Raw genomic sequence first — 15,093 nt, forward strand, 5'->3', positions numbered from 1 at the left:
GCTGGTGTGCTTGTTGAATTTTCTGGTTTTATCATCGCTAATCAAGCATAAACGCGAGGTTTGCGAGCGCCAACAGCACCACCCATCATTGCCGCTGCCAAACTCAGCAAAGAGCCAAGTAGAAATGACCAAGTAGCTTTAGCTGTATTACCAGCTAGATCGCGAACTTGATTTGGGTCTACATTCGGCGCTTGATTGGGTATATTAACGCCGCCCTGTTGTTGTACTTGATTGGCAATTTCTCCAGCATTAGCAGCCGCAGCGCCAACAGCACCCGATATCCCGCTTCCTAATAACCAAGCACTAAGTGCTAATGTAGCTCCCCAAAGAATTGCTGCATTCAAAAATGCTGTTTTCTTGGTCATCGGGCCGCAGCTTTGAGCCATCACCCAACCTCCCAAAAATAGGGAAATCAGCAAACTGATAATCGACCAAATTATGACCCCAATACCAACGGAACCTGCATCCGCCCCTGTTGCACCTGCGGTTAATCCGATCGCCATTCCCAAAGCGCTTAAAAGTAGTTGAGTACCCAGAGCGATCGCAATTCCTGCCAAAATTGGCCCCCACCTCACTTGATCGTGGTAATCCACCAGCGGATTGACGATTGTAGGCTCAGTGAGTGGATTGCCCGATCGATCTGGATAAGTCATAAAAGATTAACCCCTGCGTTACGTCATTTTTTTTCTTGAAGGTAATTTAATTTTACTTAATCATCATTACCAGAATATCTACCGATGGGCATAATATTTTTAAGTTAAAAATTTTAAATATCAAAAGTAGTAACTTCGCTTATAAAATCGAAACTTCCTTTAAAAAAAACCAGCAGATCCTTTAGAGATGCCCTTAATTTTGTAGGATATCCCCTAGTTAATGTGATCGTAAAACCTAATAAATCCTTGTGAGAGTTGCTGGCAGAAACCTTGTAGGCTGGCTCCACCCAACCTACGAATGATTAGATAAATTTACCTCTTTGAGTACAGGAAATCTAAATTCATCTACCTAAAGATAGAAAAATACAAAAAAATATCGCTATCTTGATGATTTTCAATTTGCTGAATCATTCATAAGAAGGAAGTATTAGAGCTGATATCTATCTAAAGTAGGTACACAAGTTGATGTAGATAGTACAGGAAACAACTATGTTACTTTACAAAATTGAGGATTTTAATCCCAACTACCGCCAAGCCGCTTTTGAGGACGACGATATCAAAGGACTGGATGTGTATGGCGGAAGTACCGATGATAAAATTGGCACGATCGATACTGTGCTGGTAGATGAGACAGGACGTTGCCGCTATTTTGTGGTAGAGACTGGTTCTTGGATTTTTGACAAAAAAGTTTTACTTCCCATCGCTCTTTGTCACATTGATTTTAATGGGCGGCGTGTTTACGCTACAGGTTTGCGGAGTAAAAACCAAGTGGAAAAACTACCCAGGTATGAGCATGGAATGGCAGTTGATTACGATTATGAAGAACAAGTGCGGGGTATTTATCGAACTTCAACAGTAGAAGCGTCTGTACCAGTAGAAGCATCATTACCTTTAGAAGCACCTGTCCGAGTTTCTACAACACATTCGGTCTCGCATCAAGCTACTAATCCTGCTTATGATCGGGATACCTATACTTACGAGCGAGAACCCCAATTGTATCAGATGAACGAACAGGATCATCAAAAACTCAAACTGTACGAAGAACGATTAGTTGCAGATAAAACCCGTCGCAAAACAGGCGAGGTAATAATTGGCAAACAAGTTGAAACCGAAAGGGTAAAACTGGAAGTTCCTGTAGAAAAAGAGCGAATTGTGATTGAGCACACAACTCCAGAATCTGCAGGGAGTCTAGTAACCCCAGATACCGCCTTCAAGCAAGAAGAAATGGCACATTTTGAAATCTACGAAGAAAGTGTGGATATCAAAAAGCAAGCGTTCGTGCGCGAGGAAGTGCAAATCAGAAAAGAAGTTGAGCAAGATACGGTTGAGGCAAGAGACACAGTACGTCGCGAAGAGTTAGATGTAAAAAAAACAGCATGGGATTCGGAGGGTAAAAAAAGTAATCCGCTTTAACTCAGCCAAAGAGTATCGTTAAAAAAAATGCAAAAATTAGGAGGAAATTTATCATGTCTACTCGCAGGCATTTACCGTCAATCAGCGTAGCCTTTTTAGCTTTAGCTGTTAGTGTCAGTGGCACTGGCTTTGTGCTAAGTTCCCAGCAAGTTGCTGCTCAACAAGCTAAATCGAAATTTCCTGATGTACCGCCGAATTACTGGGCGCGTCCGTTTATTGATTCCTTAGCTGAAAAAGAGATTGTTACCGGATATCTAGACGGAACTTTTAGACCCAAACAAGCTGTAGATCGGGATGAATTTTCGGCGATGATCCGCCAAGCTTTTAATCGAGCAAGCGTTAGAAAGATACCGAGTGGAAGTTACTTTAAGGATGTGCCTAAAAACTACTGGGCAGAAACTCCGATTCAAGAAGCTTATGAAACGGGATTTATGAATGATTTTCCCGGAAATGAGTTTCGTCCGAAGCAGCCATTGACTAAGGCACAAGCATTAGTTGTGTTAATGAGGGGTTTAAATATGGATTTCAATCCCCCTGTTGTCAAAACTGATCAAGCTGCTGCAACTCCAGCAAGCCCAACTCCAGTAAATAAACGTCGAATTGCTAGGAACCGTTTGGCATTTCCCCTTGCAGCGACTGTTTTGATGCAGCCGTTATTACCTGTAGTGGCAAGGCTGCAGCCTGCGGCTGCGCCCGCACCTAAATCGGCTAAGTCTGTTCCACCAACAACGACAAAAGCTGCAACTGCGCCTGCTAAAAATTCGGCATTAGATTTTCTCACTTCGTACTATAAAGATGCCGAGAAACTTCCTAAATATGCGGTTGAACCCGTGGCAGCAGCGACAAAGGCAAAGATAGTGGTCAACTATCCAGATCCCAGAGTTCTTAATCCGAACGAGTTGCTGAGTCGGGGTAGTGCTACTGCCCTAATTCATCAAGCTTTGGTCAATCAAGGTCAGATAGCACCGCTTCCAGACAAGAATACTGCTAAGTACATTCCTAACAGTCCACGTCGCTAGTTCTCCCATCAACTTTAACTTTTTTACCCCTGGATTCGATTGACTCGAAACCAGCGATAGCCGTAGGCTTCTAAGGGAATAGATGGCGATTTGGCATCGAGAGATTCATACAGCCGATCGCCAAATAAATCGCACAGATTGCTGTATTCGTGAGATTTGAGCGTAGCGGTACAAGGTTTGTCGGCTAAATTGTGGACAGCAATCACCGTCCTGCCTTGCCAGTCGCAGCAGTGGGCTAACACCGAGGGAGAGTCGGTTTCGAGAATGTGCCACTTGCCCCTACCCAACTCAGGACATTGCTTGCGGATGCTGATTGCACGTTCCATCCAGTTAATTAATGAGGCCGGATCGCGCTGCGCTGCAACGACATTGACTTGTTTGTAACCGTATTCTCCGATCGCGATCGCAGGTCTGGCAAGGGCATCAGTTGCAGCCGTCGAAAAGCCACCATTCGGTGCATCTGACCATTGCATCACGGTGCGAACGCTGTCTCGACCTTCCAGCGAAAGGTCATCGCCCATGCCAATTTCTTCGCCATAGCGCAGCATGGGTGTACCAGGGAGGGTGAACAGCAAGCTGTAGATTAGTTCAATCCGGCGGCGAGATCCTCCCATCATCGGTGGTAAGCGGCGACGAATCCCGCGCCCGAAAATTTGCATAGTTTTCTCAGGGGCAAACGCTGCAAAAATTTCCTCTCGTTCCGATGAAGTAATGCGGTCTAGCGTCAGTTCATCATGGTGGCGCACAAAATTAAGCCACTGACAAATATCAGGAATATCCGGTAAGGTTTTTAGTCCATCGCGCAATGCTGTGGATTCTTGACGCGCCAAGGCCAAAAACAGATGCTGGTTCAGCAAAAAGTTGAACAGGATGTGCATTCTGTCGCCCTTAGCAAAGTAGACAGGAATTTGATCGCGATCGACATTTGCTTCTGCCAGCAACACAGCATCACCCTGACGCGATGACACAAAATCTCTCATTTCTTCCAAGAAACCTCGCAGCTTTTCGGGGTCTGCACCTTCGATGCCAATTCCTTCAATTAAAAAGGGAACAGCATCAATGCGAAATCCAGACACGCCCAGTTCTAGCCAGAAACCCATAATTTTGCAGATTTCTTCTCGTACCGCCGGATTGGCAATATTCAAATCTGGCTGTTCTTTGTAGAAGTGATGCAAATAGTAAGCGTTTGCGTGTTCGTCGTACTCCCAAATACTGTCCTCAGCATCGGGAAACACCAGCAATTCTGGATCTGTTTTGGGTGGATTTTCTGACCACACGTAGTAATTGCGATACTTCGAGTTTTTATCGCTTTTGGATGCCACAAACCACGGATGCTGATGGGACGTATGATTTACTACTAGATCGATCAGCACGCGAATTCCTCGTTCCTTTGCTTGGTGCATGAACTCGACAAAATCTCCCAGGGTTCCGAGTCTCGGATCAATGTTGTAGTAATCCATCACGTCATAACCGTTGTCCCGGTTAGGGGAAGGATAAAACGGCAGCAACCACAAACAAGTAATTCCTAGCCCGGATAAATAGTCTAGGCGGTTGATAAGTCCCTGAAAGTCGCCGACACCATTCCCGTCCGAGTCCATGAAGGTTTCAACATCGAGGGAGTAGACAATTGCGTTTTTATACCAGAGGTCTTTCATATCAGTAAATTTCTTAATAGAGAAACGGTGTAACATGGCTGTGTTCAGAAACCCAGTCACAGGGCAATTTAGGAAGCTGAATGCCACGGGTATAGCTCATCTTTCGGAAGATAGTTTTAAGTCGTATTTGTACCAATTAAAAATATTTCAATATAACGGTATATTAAACATAAACCAAGATAATACCTTACGTTTTTTCAATTAAAAAAGGGTCGATACGTCTGACTACAATTAGCAGGAGCGATCGCTACCAATTTCAGCTTAGATCTTTATTGCAATAGCCAACTTGTTTAGCTGGTAGCTGCACTGTCTTCGCTCTCTTTCGCCAAGACAGTGCACCAGCATAAACATTAGTTAAATCTGCCAGCGCTTGTAAGTGCTGACGGCATGGGAGTTGTGTTTGCCTTTAGCGATCGCCAATCCGGCCAACTAATCTTCTACCCAATTAAGTAACCCAAGAGAAGTAACAGCTCCAAAAAAGTGAGCGCCAATCAGATTGACGTTTGCCATCGTCACAAAAATATCTAGGGAACGAATCACATTTTCTGGCGCATAAGCTGCCATCGCTTGGGGTTGACTAAGAGTTTTCGCTAGCACTACAGCAACTGTTTCTTCTGAAGCAACAAACGCGATTAATACCCCCACCAAACTAGAAACTAATCCAATCCGTAAGGTGTGAGTAATATGTTCTTTGCTGGGATATACCTGGGAATTTTCGGCGTGCAAAAGTCGGCCTAATAGCCTATAGCGAAAATCCCAAAATATTCTAAAGCACAGCAGTAGCAGACCAACTATCGCTAAAACTACCCCGAAACCAATACCTGCATTATTGGTTTGCTCGCTCATGTTGCGACCCAACATAGCAAATACTAAAACTATGCCGGAAACAGCACCCAAGAATAACTGTATCCAGAAGCTAAACCTACTAAACAAGCGAAAAGTTGCGACGAATTCGCTTTGGGTCAGCGGTTGCGACAAGGATTCTGGTTGATTCATTATATCCACCTTATTGCTGAATTGAGTATCAAAATAAACGAGGTAAGAAAGAGGTTATGCTTGTCTTCCTGGCGATCGCCTTGTGGTTAGCTATTAGACATCTCCCGAAAACTTCGTTAAGGGCAGGCAGGATGCCTACCCCCTAATCCCCGCAGTAGTTATGAGAGAGGTCTATTGGTTACTCAGGAATCGCGGAGGGATATACTCCTGTAGCAACTAAGACAGGTTTGTTGGTATACTCGGCTTCTAGCTTCTGCTTCAAGGTCAAATCCCATTGCAGATCGTAATCCCGCTCAAGTTCAGCGAGGACAAACGAACGCAACTCGCCGGTTACGGCAACCTTCTCACCTTCTCGCACGCTTGGTTGTGGAACTGTGTGTATCACTAACAAGTCTTGTCCGCCAATTAATTTGTCTTCATCCAAGGTGAACGAGTTTGGACTTCTGAGGCTTTCGACTTCACCGCTGACCGCCAGTGTCTTGCCGTAGTATTTTTGGGGGTCTGAGGTGAGTTCCCCCGGTGTGGGGGCTAGCGCCATCGATTGTGCAACGATCGCAGGTTTACTTTCGTACTCGGCGTACAAGTTTGACTCTAAGCCTAATTTGTACTCGCGCTCAATATCTGCAAGGACAAAATTGCGAACTGTTCCCGTTACTTGAACTTCTTGACCTGATTCAGCCGGCAGCACAAAAGGCTTGCCGGTGGCATTGACAACCAAAATCGGTTCGCTGCCAAAAAACTCCTGATCGCTAACTGTAAAGGTCGATGGCCCCAATTTTTTGACTGGTTCACTTCTGATGGTGACAGTTTTGCCAAGCAGTTGTGCTGTGTTATCAACCACATTCTCGGTAGTCGTGGCAACCGAACCGGGTGTTCCAGGTGCAGGTACAGGTGCCGTTGCTTGCCGCTGTGGGGTAGTACAAGCCGGAAGCAGCATAGCTGCTAGTGCGAGTGCGATCGCTCCTCCCTTAGCATTCGAGAGCTTTTGAGTGTAATTGTTCAAACGATTATTAACCATTGAAAAACCTCCTTGATTTTTTCTGTGTATTTTGTTGATGAAACTAATGAATTTGTGTTCAAAACCCGGTCTTTTTATTGCTGAATTCAAAAAGAGTTAACCATCAGGTTGAATTCTTAAAACCCCTTGATTGCGATCAAAGTTACTCGTTTAATCTCTGGAAACTGCTACCATCCCTGTTTCATAACTAGACATCGGTTTAACTTTCAGCAGCCCTCCATCTTCGCGCACCATTGTGACAGTCAAAGGCGTTGGTAGATTGTGCAGAACAATTTCTGCTTTACCTGCTAGCATTCGGGATTCAGTATGCCCGACTTTGGGCGGGCAAATAGTCGCGAGTCGCTGCTCAATTTTGAAACAGTACCAACGTTTCTTCACTGGTGCGATCGCCTCTACTAGAACTGAGATTCACCTCGTATCGGGTTCCTGGTAGAGAAATGGTCGGCTTAAAAGCAAAACTGAATTTACCTTGTTCATCCGCCCGAATTGTGCGTTCGAGGATATTTCGTTCAAATCCAAACAAACCTGCCACAGAAGAGGTAGCTTGAACGTTGACATTAACTGTCGCATTTGGGGCGCTGCGTCCTTCCACTTCCACCGTCCCGCTGACGCGAGCATTTTCTTCGGGAGTGATAATTTCTAGCGGGATTTCGGCAGTGTTGGAACGGCCATCATCGGTAGCAATTAGCTCTCGATCTAAACGGGAACGAATAACTTGATTTCCCGACTGCAAACTAGCAGTAACCGCCACACCGGCAGGGGGGAAATAATCTTGGCTGCGGATCGTATATTCCCCTGTGTAAACGCCGTTGGATTCTTCCCGCATGGGGATGTTATTAGCAACTCCTTCAATGGAGAAATTAGCTGTAGCGTTGGGAGTGCCGAGCAATTTGAAATTGAGCGTGGTTCCCGGAGCTAACTGCTGTACGGATCGAGCAGTGAAGCGGTTAATAGACAAAGATTGAAAGCGGCGATCGTTATAACGAGCAACTAGAGGTTGTTGCAAGCGGGTGCTACTGATGCGATCGCCTTGTTGCAAATTGGCCCGCACAACTGTATTTTCGGAAAGTCGATCGCCCTCGCGAATCATGTAGCTTGCCTCGTAGACTCCCGGTTGAACCTCCCGCATCGGCAGATTTTGCACTGCATTGGGGATAGTCAAGGTAGCCCTCGAATACGGGACTCCTCGCAACACGAAAAATAGTTCAGTTCCTGGCTCTAATCGCTGTACTGGATATGCGGTAAAACTGTCAATATCCGAGCCGACTACTCTTCGTTGAGCTACTTGGATAGAGGGTTTGAGACTAGCTTGAGCAATTTCCGGTAAATAAAGGGTTGAACCCAACAGAACCAGTCCAATTGCCGTTGAAAATGATTTTATTTTCATAAAATCCTCCTAAATCGAAACAACCAACCTCTTGCAGTAATAATGTGAAAATTTCAATTAATTATTAAATTTTTACTTTTGCTAAGGGTCGATTGTCTGTGTTCTACGTTCTACATTCTTTCAAAACGTTGCTTATATATCTATTTAACCTCAACTCTCAAAAGCTTGCCATCTGTCGGAGGCAATAAGAAAATATCTATCTGATGAAAGATGTTTGAGTAAAAAATAATGAATTTGCGAGTTAAGTGCGATCGCTCGGACTATTGGCGATAGATGCTTGATTCCCCACTGTCGCACTGGGGCGCATCCATTCTTGCAACGTCCATAAGCTAGTTATGGCAGCTATTGCAGCTCCAAAACTATCCATAATCAAATCAATAATCGTATCATTCAGGCTCTCAATCACTTCGGTTGAGAGAACAATACCAGCCGTCCATTCGGCAACTTCCCACAAAGCACCAATTGCAATCCCAAAACTGGTTATTGTTAGCAAGTACAGCATTTTATGGTTACGAAAAATAGTCAGCATTGAACTGTACGCTAAAAAACTCAATGCTAAAGTCACGGCAAAAGTCGTGAAAGCATGAACAATTTCATCATAAAGCCCCGGTTGGTAAAACAGTCCGAAAACCCAGCCTCCGGCGTTGAGTAAGGCAGCAAGCACAAACAGGAAATCAAACAGCGTTGGCAAGCGATCGTCCATCACCACAAACACCAGGGATGCTACTAAGAATAAAGCTAAACCCAAGGCATTTTGCCATTTTCCCTGACTCAGAGCAGCTATTACTGCTATTGTTAATAACGCCTGTCCTACCCAAGCTGTAACTCTATAGCCACGCCAGTTTGTAGTCATCATCCCTCTCCGTCTATCTTAAGATCACACATTCCCGACTTCTCTAAAAAATCAGAGTTTTCCATGCCCTTTTTGTGGTTTATTTGAGTTCATTTTCTAGAGGTCATCTTGAGCAACTTGGGCATGGTTTAAGGCAGCAACCAAGGTAACTCCACCTAAAATATTACCAATTAGAGTAGGTATCATGAATTTGCCAAAATATTCTGGCCACGAAACAGCTTTAATTGCCACGGCATAGAAAACTTCCACCGATCCGGCAATAATATGAGGAAATTCACCTAGCCCAACCAGGGAAGTGATGATAACAATTACCCAGAGTTGGGAAGACTCAGCGGCGGGGAGAAGCCAGACCATTAAAGCAATCAACCAACCAGCAAAGATAGCCCGCAATAAAGTTATCCAAAATCCTCCATCGATAACTTTTAAACCTATTTCACCAAACGCTTTTTGAAATTCAGGCGGGAAGACTCCAACCTGTGCAACTATTGAGGCAAATATGAATGAACCTAACAAATTGCTTGCTAAGACAATTCCCCATAATCGCAGCACTCGCATAAAAACTTTGCGTCTGCGATCGTTTAACAAAGGCAGAATGACAGTCAAGGTATTTTCAGTGAACAACTGCTGACGCCCCATCACTACGATGACAAAGCCGATACTGTACCCAAGGCTGACAATGATAGAACTCCAAGATTGCTGGGGTAAATTTGCTTGGAGTACACCTTGAGCCACTAGGGAAAATCCCATAGATAGTCCTGCCGCTAATCCAGACCAAGCTAGGGCTGAAACTGGACGACACAACTCACTTTCACCCTCAACCCTAATCGTTTCGTGAATGATTAAGGCAGTGGGACGGATGCGCTCAATGATCTCTTCACGATCGCGATCGCTGAGTTCCAATTTTTGTTGGCCCAGCAATTCTATTGCTTGGCTTGCTCGATCGCAATTTTGTGTCATCTCGCTCTCGTTAAATTATATGAACTTCCTAGTTTTCAGCATACAAACTAAACAATAGCCACGCCCCTAACCTGAGAATGAGCTTTGGATTTTTCTAAAAAGTCTCTGTAGAGAAAAACTAGCCGTGCAGCATCTATCTTAAGTTTGGTGATTTTAAAATTTAAGGTAAAAGCAATATATCTTAAGTAAGATATTTGGCTATTTGCTTTAATTTTGCACAATCTTTCCCATACAGAGGTGTTTGGTTGGCAGGCGTTGCATTAAGCATGAGTTTTATTGGTATTACCAGCATTATTGGTTTGTTTGTTTGGCAAGTTTCACTGCCTTTTGTGGACTGAATTCTGGCATTCATACTAGCCTTAATTCCCTGTAGGGGCGCAATTTTAAGCGTAAGTCCACCGCTGCTGCTGGCTTTATTAAATTTGCCTTCAAAAGCAGGCGCGGTGTTGTTGCTTGATTTCCCTATTCAACAAATTGAAGGCAACTTGGTCACACCTATCATTAGGGAAAAGCAGGTATCTCTGCTTCCCGCTTACACCTTAGCTCTCTTGACAGCATTCGGATTTTTATTTGGTTTTTTGGGATTATTTTTAGCGCTACCAATTCTAATTGTTATTCAAATCTGGGTTAAAGAAGTTTTAATCAAAGATATACTAGACCCCTGGCAGACTGCTCCATCCGAGCCAGTTAATAACCCATAAAGCTATATTTGTCAAGCCCAATTAATGTGAAGTTTATTAATCAATCAACCGATGAGACTCCCGCTCAAGACAGATGACAAAAATCTCTAAACAAAGTAATTATTAGATTAATAAATGATAATATAAATCGTTTGTTTAAGAACCAAGTTAACTGGAAAGGAATGCACCATTGCCTATGCCAGCAGTCGTTAACAACTAAAGTATACAAAATATGAAACGGGACAACTCACCCACCGACAGCATTAAAGACTCAATTGGACAGGCAGCTTCTCATCCCTGGTTTGAGCGACTGGCAAGATTGGGATATGCTTCCAAAGGCTTAGTTTACTTTATTGTCGGTTTTTTAGCAGCACAAGCAGCCTTTAGTATGGGCGGCAGGACAACAGATACTAGCGGTGCATTATCAGAAATTGTTAACCAACCCTTCGGTAAATTTCTGCTATTTCTTGTAACGATTGGCATTATTGGTTATGCCCTTTGGCGTATCGTTCAGACAATTCTCGACCCAGAACACCAAGGACAGAAAATGGATGCCAAGCGCATAGCCCAACGCATTGGCTACGCCTTAAGTGCTTTAGGTTATGCAGGTTTGGCTTTAACGGCTGTAAAACTGATAATGGGTTCGGGCGGTGGTAAGAGCGATACAACCGAAGATTTGACAGCCCAAATTTTAGCGCAACCGTTTGGACAATGGCTGGTAGGATTGGCAGGCTCAATTGTTATTGGTGTAGGATTTTCTTATTTTTACGAAGCATATAAAGCCAAATTTCGTCGCCATTTCAAGCTAGATGAAATGAGCCAAACCGAGCAAACTTGGGCGACACGGTTGGGTCGATTCGGAATTGCTGCCCGTGGAATTGTTTTCGTTATAATCGGTTTTTTCTTAATTCAAGCAGCAAGGTTATCGGATGCCAGTCAAACGAAGGGATTGGGCGATGTGTTGGGAATTCTAGCACAACAGCCTTTTAGTCCAGTGATTTTGGCTCTAGTACCTGTGGGTTTAATTGCCTATGGCATCTACTCGGTAATTGAAGCTCGCTATCGGAAAATTTTGCGTTCATAAGCTTGCCCGTTATACAGAGAGTTTTGAGTACAACAAGTTTTTTGAATTAAGAACTTATCTAACTCAAAGCTCAAAAATTTTACAAGGTGTCCTGATAAAATCACATACTTTATAAGTCTGGAGATTTTAACTCAAAACTCAGGGCGAGCACGGGGGCACCGCCCGTACTCAACTCAAAACTCCTAAAAACTGATGGCACAAATTGGTTATCATGCTTCCCACGAACAGTTTAAGCCCAGCGAACTGCTGAAATATGTCAAAATGGCAGAACAAGCTGGCTTTACCCATGCCCTTTCTTCCGATCACTTTCATCCTTGGAGTGAAGCGCAAGGACAAAGTGGTTTTGCTTGGTCTTGGTTGGGTGCAGCAATGCAAGCAACGCCGAGGCTTTCCTATCGGGTTGTTTGCGCTCCCGGACAGCGGTATCATCCGGCTATTATTGCCCAAGCTGTGGCAACGTTGGCAGAAATGTTTCCCAATCGTTTTTGGCTAACGGTTGGCAGCGGTCAAGCGTTGAACGAACATATTACTGGGGATAAGTGGCCTACTAAGAGCGATCGCAACACGCGCCTCAAAGAATGTGTCCATATTATCCGCGCCCTTTGGGCAGGAGAAACCGTCACCCATCGCGGTTTAGTGTGCGTAGAAGATGCAAAACTTTATACCCGCCCGGAAATTCTCCCATTAATTATCGGCGCGGCAGTTACCCCAGAAACCGCAGAATGGTTGGGCAGTTGGGCAGATGGATTAATTACTACTTCTCGCCCACCTGAAAAGTTAAAAAAAGTCGTCGATGCGTTTCGTCGCGGTGGTGGAGAAGGGAAACCAATGATTTTGAAAGTGCAGCTTTCTTATGACAGTAATGCAGAGAAAGCACTACAAGGCGCTCATCATCAATGGCGTAGTAACATCTTCAAAAGCAAAATGTTGACAGAACTGATAACACCCGATCAATTTGATGCGGCCGGGGAGTTTGTGCAACCAGAGGAGTTATATCAACACGTCCGGATATCGGCAGACCAAGAGCAGCATATTGAGTGGTTGCAAAAAGATATTGAATTGGGGTTTGATGAACTAATTTTGCACAACGTTAACCGAGAACAAGAGCAGTTTATTGAGGTATTTGGCGAAAAAGTAGTGCCAGCGCTGACAAAAAATTGATCTTGGCATCTACCTAATTCAAGACTTTGAATTCTGATTTAATAATTGCTGCATCTCAGCCCGCAAGGCAGCAATTTCAGTTTGAAGTGCTGCAATTGATTTCCCTCCTGCTAATTCTGCTTCGTCATCCTCTGCATCGCGACCAATAAAAAATGTGGCGATGGTCGCAGTTACATAACCAAAAACCGCAAACGCATAGAGTGCCAGAACAAGGCAAAGTATGCGACCTTCTGGCGTTTTGGGCCAATATTCCGAACCCATTGTCATCATTAGCATTGCGGTCCACCATAAGGCTGTGCCGTAATTATTTAACCCGGAGGAACCATCGGCGACATCTTTTTCAAAAGCATACATCCCTGCTGCACCTACCAAGGTAATAATTATCGTTAGTCCTACGACATAACCAAATCCGCGACGGCTAACACTCGCAGCTAATGCCCGCATCCCTCGATTCGTACCAGTCATAACTCGCAACAACTGCAAACTTCGCACAGCCCGTGCTGTTTTGAATGCTCGCACCACTCGTACAATCCTCAAGGTACGCAAAGCAGGCAACAGCAGAGAAAAAGCCGTTATCCAATGGCTTTTAATATAGGAAATTTTGCGGGGAGCCAAGGCAAATTTAACTAGAAAATCGGCAATAAAGATAATCCAAATAGTAGTGCTAACGACTTCTAGCAGTGGATTTAATCCCCAAGTTAATTCAATAATAAATAGGGCTAGCCACACAAATGCCAGCACCAGCATGGGAGCTTCCAGCCAATCTTCTAGCTGTTGCAAAATCTGGCCTTGCTCTTGTTCTATGGCTTGTTTTTCGGCTAGGTTGGGGTTGTTCATCTACCTACCAAATCATTAAAATTTAGTCTTTTACGCTGCATTTTAGCATAAGCTTTCGCCACCGGCACAGCAGTAAAGCCGTGGGGGATTATTGACGCGCAAAAAATTAGGCAACCAATGACCCAATCTAAATCTAATCCCGTTTTACGTAGCGCCAGCATGGCATAGAAAACTGCTGCCGCACCCCTTGGACCAAACCATCCTAAAAACAAAGTATCCTACCAGCTTTTTAGCTGACCCAGCTCATGCGGGCGAAGACAGCGCAACTAACTACAAACCCTTGTTAAATTCATTCCCACTCTAACGTCCTTCCCTCTTCACGTCCAACTCTTCGCGACGCAGTGTTTCCGCTGCCTCAACAATCTCCGTTTCAACTTCTTTCCTGATGTTAACTTCTTCGCGCACGAAAGCTTCTTTTTTGATATCAGCAGTTTCTTCGTAAACTTCCATACGCATCACCTTTTCCTGCTGGAATGGAGTATCCCGATTTACGGGCGCACCTGCCGTCCCTGGAGTTATACTTTCAATTACAACTCGCTCTTTTTCTGTGGGAATTGAAACTCGTGCCGTTTCGGTTTCTACTCGCTTGCCAATTGCTACCTCGCCAGCTTTGTGACGGCTTTTTTCTGCAACCAGTCGTTCTTCGTAGAGTCGGAATTTGTGATGCTCGCGCTCGTTCATCTGATACAATTGAGGCTCTTGTTCGTAAGTGTAGGTGTTGCGATCATAACCAGCAGCCCTAGCTTGGTTAGAGACAGAATGCGGCATAGAAACTGGTGCAGATGCTTCTATAGGCAATGATGCTTCTACAGGTGCAGACCCTTCTACCGTTAGAGTACGATAAACACCCCGCACTTGTTCTTCATAATCGTAATCAACTACCATTCCATCCTCATACCTGGGTAGTCTTTCTGCTTGGTCTTTACTCTTCAAACCCGTCGCGTAGATGCGCTCTGCATCAACATCCACTCGACAAAGAGCAACTGGAACTAATACCTTCTTGCCAAAAATCCAGAAACCTGTGTCAACAACAAAATATCGGAAACGTCCTGTCTCATCAACTAGCGCGGTATCGATGGAGCCAATCTTCTCATCTGTATTTCCAGCATAGATATCCAGGCCTTTGATATCTTCGCCATTAAAAGCCGCTTCGCGGTAGTGGGGATTAAAATCTTCAATTTTGTAAAGTAACATAGGAATCCTTCCCTTTCTATCTACATCAACTTATGCCTCCATTTTAGATATAACTCAAATTTGATGCTTCCTTCTTATGAAGTATTAAATAAAACAGAATAGTACGATGAGTAAGCTGTTGTGCATTTAAAACGCATAGTGGTATAATATAACATAATGATATTCAGACAAAGTGAATGCCTGCTA

The 15,093-nt window shown here is 44.2% G+C and carries 15 protein-coding genes; 5 read left to right on the forward strand and 10 right to left on the reverse strand.

Annotated features, from left to right (window positions below):
- Positions 1 to 41 precede the first annotated feature (41 nt).
- Positions 42 to 653: a hypothetical protein gene (locus tag Q5691_RS19705; RefSeq protein ID WP_333346480.1), complete on the reverse strand. Its 612-nt coding sequence runs from the start codon at positions 651 to 653 to the stop codon at positions 42 to 44.
- Positions 654 to 1,142: 489 nt separating this feature from the next.
- Between Q5691_RS19705 and Q5691_RS19710 the strand changes: the two genes are divergently transcribed.
- Together Q5691_RS19710 and Q5691_RS19715 are read left to right on the forward strand one after the other, a co-directional pair.
- Positions 1,143 to 2,066: a DUF2382 domain-containing protein gene (locus tag Q5691_RS19710; RefSeq protein ID WP_333346483.1), complete on the forward strand. Its 924-nt coding sequence runs from the start codon at positions 1,143 to 1,145 to the stop codon at positions 2,064 to 2,066.
- Positions 2,067 to 2,119: 53 nt separating this feature from the next.
- The gene (locus Q5691_RS19715) at positions 2,120 to 3,085 is read left to right on the forward strand and encodes an S-layer homology domain-containing protein (RefSeq protein ID WP_333346487.1); all 966 of its coding nucleotides are present in this window, start codon (positions 2,120 to 2,122) and stop codon (positions 3,083 to 3,085) included.
- A 23-nt stretch (positions 3,086 to 3,108) separates the two neighbouring features.
- On the opposite strand, the gene Q5691_RS19720 is transcribed toward Q5691_RS19715, so the two are convergent.
- The 7 genes from Q5691_RS19720 to Q5691_RS19750 all read right to left on the reverse strand — a co-directional run bounded on the left by Q5691_RS19720 (position 3,109) and on the right by Q5691_RS19750 (position 9,951).
- A complete protein-coding gene (locus Q5691_RS19720) occupies positions 3,109 to 4,740 on the reverse strand; it encodes an alpha-amylase family protein (RefSeq protein ID WP_333311787.1) in 1,632 nt (543 codons plus the stop codon).
- A gap of 429 nt (positions 4,741 to 5,169) precedes the next feature.
- Positions 5,170 to 5,736 (reverse strand): DUF3611 family protein, encoded by a 567-nt coding sequence (locus tag Q5691_RS19725; RefSeq protein ID WP_333213264.1) that lies wholly within the window; start codon positions 5,734 to 5,736, stop codon positions 5,170 to 5,172.
- A gap of 178 nt (positions 5,737 to 5,914) precedes the next feature.
- Positions 5,915 to 6,754: a hypothetical protein gene (locus tag Q5691_RS19730; RefSeq protein ID WP_333213265.1), complete on the reverse strand. Its 840-nt coding sequence runs from the start codon at positions 6,752 to 6,754 to the stop codon at positions 5,915 to 5,917.
- A gap of 150 nt (positions 6,755 to 6,904) precedes the next feature.
- Positions 6,905 to 7,048 carry a hypothetical protein gene (locus tag Q5691_RS19735; RefSeq protein ID WP_333346490.1) on the reverse strand — a complete coding sequence of 48 codons (144 nt, stop codon included), beginning with the start codon at positions 7,046 to 7,048 and terminating at the stop codon, positions 6,905 to 6,907.
- Positions 7,049 to 7,100: 52 nt separating this feature from the next.
- Positions 7,101 to 8,141, reverse strand: a complete 1,041-nt coding sequence (locus Q5691_RS19740; protein WP_333346493.1) for a hypothetical protein — start codon at positions 8,139 to 8,141, stop codon at positions 7,101 to 7,103.
- Positions 8,142 to 8,382: 241 nt separating this feature from the next.
- Positions 8,383 to 8,997, reverse strand: coding sequence for a hypothetical protein (locus tag Q5691_RS19745; RefSeq protein ID WP_333213267.1), 615 nt, complete (start codon positions 8,995 to 8,997; stop codon positions 8,383 to 8,385).
- Between the two features lie 93 nt (positions 8,998 to 9,090).
- Positions 9,091 to 9,951: a formate/nitrite transporter family protein gene (locus tag Q5691_RS19750; RefSeq protein ID WP_333311786.1), complete on the reverse strand. Its 861-nt coding sequence runs from the start codon at positions 9,949 to 9,951 to the stop codon at positions 9,091 to 9,093.
- A 350-nt stretch (positions 9,952 to 10,301) separates the two neighbouring features.
- Between Q5691_RS19750 and Q5691_RS19755 the strand changes: the two genes are divergently transcribed.
- From Q5691_RS19755 to Q5691_RS19765, 3 genes are all read left to right on the forward strand, one after another.
- Positions 10,302 to 10,652, forward strand: a complete 351-nt coding sequence (locus tag Q5691_RS19755; protein ID WP_333346501.1) for an AI-2E family transporter — start codon at positions 10,302 to 10,304, stop codon at positions 10,650 to 10,652.
- A 211-nt stretch (positions 10,653 to 10,863) separates the two neighbouring features.
- Positions 10,864 to 11,715 (forward strand): DUF1206 domain-containing protein, encoded by an 852-nt coding sequence (locus Q5691_RS19760; RefSeq protein WP_333213269.1) that lies wholly within the window; start codon positions 10,864 to 10,866, stop codon positions 11,713 to 11,715.
- A gap of 192 nt (positions 11,716 to 11,907) precedes the next feature.
- Positions 11,908 to 12,876, forward strand: a complete 969-nt coding sequence (locus Q5691_RS19765; protein WP_333213270.1) for a TIGR03885 family FMN-dependent LLM class oxidoreductase — start codon at positions 11,908 to 11,910, stop codon at positions 12,874 to 12,876.
- 18 nt (positions 12,877 to 12,894) lie between these two features.
- Here Q5691_RS19765 and Q5691_RS19770 read toward each other — a convergent pair whose 3' ends face one another.
- A complete protein-coding gene (locus Q5691_RS19770; protein ID WP_333213271.1) occupies positions 12,895 to 13,713 on the reverse strand; it encodes an ion transporter in 819 nt (272 codons plus the stop codon).
- Between the two features lie 300 nt (positions 13,714 to 14,013).
- Positions 14,014 to 14,907: a DUF2382 domain-containing protein gene (locus Q5691_RS19775; RefSeq protein ID WP_333346498.1), complete on the reverse strand. Its 894-nt coding sequence runs from the start codon at positions 14,905 to 14,907 to the stop codon at positions 14,014 to 14,016.
- Positions 14,908 to 15,093: the final 186 nt, after the last annotated feature.

The sequence above is a fragment of the Microcoleus sp. w1-18aA5 genome (assembly GCF_036701705.1).
Classification (GTDB): Bacteria; Cyanobacteriota; Cyanobacteriia; order Cyanobacteriales; family Microcoleaceae; genus Microcoleus.

Bases quoted from the DNA above. Each gene is read 5' to 3' on its own strand.
- Q5691_RS19770 (WP_333213271.1), bottom strand. From the start codon at position 13,713: ATGAACAACCCCAACCTAGCCGAAAAACAAGCCATAGAACAAGAGCAA.
- Q5691_RS19730 (WP_333213265.1), bottom strand. From the start codon at position 6,754: ATGGTTAATAATCGTTTGAACAATTACACTCAAAAGCTCTCGAATGCT.
- Q5691_RS19735 (WP_333346490.1), bottom strand. From the start codon at position 7,048: ATGCTAGCAGGTAAAGCAGAAATTGTTCTGCACAATCTACCAACGCCT.
- Q5691_RS19705 (WP_333346480.1), bottom strand. From the start codon at position 653: ATGACTTATCCAGATCGATCGGGCAATCCACTCACTGAGCCTACAATC.
- Q5691_RS19750 (WP_333311786.1), bottom strand. From the start codon at position 9,951: ATGACACAAAATTGCGATCGAGCAAGCCAAGCAATAGAATTGCTGGGC.
- Q5691_RS19760 (WP_333213269.1), top strand. From the start codon at position 10,864: ATGAAACGGGACAACTCACCCACCGACAGCATTAAAGACTCAATTGGA.
- Q5691_RS19775 (WP_333346498.1), bottom strand. From the start codon at position 14,907: ATGTTACTTTACAAAATTGAAGATTTTAATCCCCACTACCGCGAAGCG.
- Q5691_RS19740 (WP_333346493.1), bottom strand. From the start codon at position 8,141: ATGAAAATAAAATCATTTTCAACGGCAATTGGACTGGTTCTGTTGGGT.
- Q5691_RS19715 (WP_333346487.1), top strand. From the start codon at position 2,120: ATGTCTACTCGCAGGCATTTACCGTCAATCAGCGTAGCCTTTTTAGCT.
- Q5691_RS19720 (WP_333311787.1), bottom strand. From the start codon at position 4,740: ATGAAAGACCTCTGGTATAAAAACGCAATTGTCTACTCCCTCGATGTT.
- Q5691_RS19710 (WP_333346483.1), top strand. From the start codon at position 1,143: ATGTTACTTTACAAAATTGAGGATTTTAATCCCAACTACCGCCAAGCC.
- Q5691_RS19765 (WP_333213270.1), top strand. From the start codon at position 11,908: ATGGCACAAATTGGTTATCATGCTTCCCACGAACAGTTTAAGCCCAGC.
- Q5691_RS19725 (WP_333213264.1), bottom strand. From the start codon at position 5,736: ATGAATCAACCAGAATCCTTGTCGCAACCGCTGACCCAAAGCGAATTC.
- Q5691_RS19745 (WP_333213267.1), bottom strand. From the start codon at position 8,997: ATGATGACTACAAACTGGCGTGGCTATAGAGTTACAGCTTGGGTAGGA.